General features: G+C 70.0%; 3 protein-coding genes. All 3 read right to left on the bottom strand.

Annotated features, from left to right (window positions below):
• Window positions 1-1,330: ATP/GTP-binding protein (locus tag V7053_RS18475; RefSeq protein ID WP_334173716.1), on the bottom strand; the 1,330-nt coding region annotated here is incomplete at its 3' end.
• On the bottom strand, window positions 1,330-2,835 hold the full coding sequence (locus V7053_RS18480) for an SCO6880 family protein (RefSeq protein ID WP_334173717.1): 1,506 nt from the start codon (window positions 2,833-2,835) through the stop codon (window positions 1,330-1,332). The genes V7053_RS18480 and V7053_RS18475, both read right to left, overlap by 1 nt.
• Window positions 2,832-2,978 carry a hypothetical protein gene (locus tag V7053_RS18485; protein ID WP_334173718.1) on the bottom strand — a complete coding sequence of 49 codons (147 nt, stop codon included), beginning with the start codon at window positions 2,976-2,978 and terminating at the stop codon, window positions 2,832-2,834. The genes V7053_RS18480 and V7053_RS18485 overlap by 4 nt, the downstream gene beginning before the upstream one ends.
• Between the last annotated feature and the right edge of the window lie 110 nt (window positions 2,979-3,088).

Here is a 3,088-nt window from a genome sequence, read left to right on the forward strand (position 1 = left end):
CAGTGATCTTCTTCACGTCCGCCCAGGACTCGACCCGGCGCTTCTCCTCGCGGGTGAGGCGGCGGAAGTGCTCGACCTCGGTCAGCTCCTTGGAGCCGAGGCCGCCGAGGACGACCATCGCGCACCGCTCCACGAAGCCCTTGGCCTTGGCCCGGTCCGTCTCGTCGGCCACGGCCTCGAAGTCCTTGAGGGTGTGGGAGATCATCATCTGCCCTACCCCTTCGTTGCGGTTGAGCCGGGTCAGGGAGTCGGCTTTGTCCACGATCCCGCGCCCGACGCGCAGCGCGCGCCAGAACTCGTCCAGGACGATGTTGTAGTTCCGCCGGGGCTCGAGGCCGGCGTCGGCGAGGACCTGGGCGGTGTTGACGGCCTCGAACCCGACCGACCAGCAGGCCAGCAGCCCGGCGGCCTGCTTCTGCGGCTGCGTGTCGGGCAGCGCCGAGAGGTCGAAGCAGACGGAACGGGTCATATCCAGCTGCTCGGTGGTGTGCCGGGAGAACATGTCCCCCAGCGGGCCGGAACCGGTGGCGATGCCGATCAGGGAGGTCCGCAGGGCATCGGTGGCGTCGAGGTAGCGGTCCATGTCTCCCCGGTCCAGGACCACCGTGCGCAGGTCCTCCGGCGCCTCGGCGATCAGCTTCTCCAGGTCCCGTACCAGCGGCACGCCGTCGTGCCGGTCGTAGAGGATCTCCAGCGCCCTGCCCAGGATCAGGTCCTCCTGCTCGGAGGGCTTGGACTCCCTCGAGACGGTGATGAGGGCCATCATCAGGGCCTTGCGCTGCTCGTGCGCGCCTCGGGCCACTTCCTCCCGGAGCGTGCCGGTCAGCCGCTCGACCGCCCGGGCCGAGCCCCCAGGGTCCAGCGGGTTCAGGTAGCCGCGCCCGTTGCCGAGGCGGTTGACCTTCCCGTCAGCCTTCCGGGTGCGCAGGACGTGCTCGCCCTTGACGTCCCCGAGGTACATGCTCGGAACGCCCCGGTAGGCCAGCCACAGGCACATCTTCCCCACCGCGGTGGACTTCCCCAGGGCCGGGTTGGACATGAAGTACACGGACGGATTCGGGATCAGGCCCTCTTCGAAGGCTCCGAAGTGGTCGAGCCCGACCACCTGGCCGGTGATCATCTGCTGGCCCAGCGGCGCACCCGCCAGAGGAGCTCCGGAGCCGGAGGAGAACGGCCACAGCCCGCACACCTGCCGGGACGAGCCACGGTACTCCGGGGGCAGGTCCAGCAGGTTCGCATATCCGCCGCCGGCAATCCGGTACCCGCGCTTGAGCGGGTCGAAATGCCGACTGCGCGGGACGGGCCTGGGGAGCAGGTTCAGCGGGTTCATCAGACTGCCTCTCGGATCTTGGAGGGGACCATGACGTAGTCGGGCAGGACCAGGCCCAGCGGCAGCGACGCGGCGAAGGCGGTGTCCTGGGCGCCGTAGGCCGGACGGACGGTCAGCTGGGACTCCGCGGCCAGGTCCTCCACCCCGTAGCTGACGGCCAGGGCGTCCTCCGCGTTGCGGATGGTGGCCGTGATGACCACGCCGAAGTTGAGCATTCCCGCGTCCTTGGCGACCTCCTTGGCGGTCTGGACCGTCTTGGCGTAGTCGTCGATGGCCCGGAAGTTCGGGGTGCCGGTCGAGGCCGCCCGGTTCTTGGCCGCGTTGACGTCCTTCTCCGCCACGTCCATGGCCCTCGCTGCCGACACCGGGCGGAAGAGGAACGTCACACGCTTCCGGTCCACGTCGCCGGTCGGAGACAGGATCGCCTCGAGCACGTTCGAGAACACCTCCCCGCGCGGGGCCACCGACATGACCCACGACTTCGAGAACCCCGAATCGTGCCGGTACCACTCCCACCCGGCGTTGTGGGCGATCGGGCCGACGTCGTTCCAGGACAGCGACGGAGTGACCTCCTCGGCGTGCGCGGCCGCGATGTGCCTGGCCACCGCGGGATCGTAGGCGCTGCGCACCACCTCGCAGAGGGTCTGGGCGGTGACCGGGTGCGCGTCGCCGGCCCCGCACTGCTCCAGGTGCTCGGTGAGCTTGCCCAGCCGGGCGCCGAGGTCGATGCCCAGGTCCTCGACCTTGCGGGGACGCGGAGCGCCCTGCCGCCAAGCGGTAACCGTCACGGCGAGGAAGGCCCGGGTCACCGGGGCCGACTGCGGGAAGGTCGCCTTGACCTCCTCCATCATCTGCACCGTCGCCTCGGGGGCATCCGGATGACGCCGGGTGTCCACGGCCTGGCGCAGCCGGACCCCGAAGTCCGGGGCCGTCTCCACCGTCACGGACGCCGCTACGACGTCGGACTGCTTGCCGAGGTCGGACAGCCAGCCGCCCCAGTTCGCCACATAGGCGTCAATCGTCTGCGGGTCCTCCAGGGCCAGCCCGGTGGGCTCGCACTCGATCACCACCGTGGCGTGATTGGTGTCGGGCATGAAGACCAGGGCGAAGGCCCGGTCGAACGAGTCCGTGAACTGGTGCAGCTGCGACTTGGCCAGAAGGCCCGGCAGCTGCGCCGTGCCGCTGGGAATGAGCCCGACAGGGCCGGAGCGGTAGAGGTTCGTACGGCGGTTCACGGCCTTCCTATGCGCGCGCTTGGCGACCATGCGGCTGATCCGGGACTGCCCGTGCCGATCCCGCACCGTGAACACCGCCAGGGCGAGGCCCATCACGAGGAAGGTGATGAATCCCCAGACCGGGCCGGCCAGCCGGAACACGAACAGCAGCACCAGCAGCGCCGTGATCATGGCCCAGGTCTCCAGGGCCCCCAGCTTGCCGATGCCCGCAGTGCGCGGCCTGCGCCAGTTCCCGTAGGTCGGCTCCGTGTATGTCGTCTGCTCGCTCATGCCGCACCGCCTTCGCCCAGGACGGCAGCCGCGGGCCCCGAAGTCCCCTGCACAGCGCCGGCACCCCTGAAGGTGGAGACGGTGACGGTGACAGACGCACCCGGGACCAGCTCCGGCACGCCCTGCTGCTTCTTCGTGTCCATGGACTATCCCTTCTGGCTTCCGGACGGGCCTTCGCCCGCCGCTGACTCTGCGGCGCCCTGCACGGCGGCTGCGCCCTTCTTCGCGGCCTGCACGCCGACGGCGGCCGCGA

The sequence above is a fragment of the Sinomonas sp. genome (genome assembly GCF_036848755.1).
GTDB lineage: Bacteria > Actinomycetota > Actinomycetes > Actinomycetales > Micrococcaceae > Sinomonas.

What these genes read in the sequence shown, in the direction of transcription:
- V7053_RS18480 (WP_334173717.1), bottom strand. Translation starts at nt 2,835, where the DNA reads ATGAGCGAGCAGACGACATACACGGAGCCGACCTACGGGAACTGGCGC.
- V7053_RS18485 (WP_334173718.1), bottom strand. Translation starts at nt 2,978, where the DNA reads ATGGACACGAAGAAGCAGCAGGGCGTGCCGGAGCTGGTCCCGGGTGCG.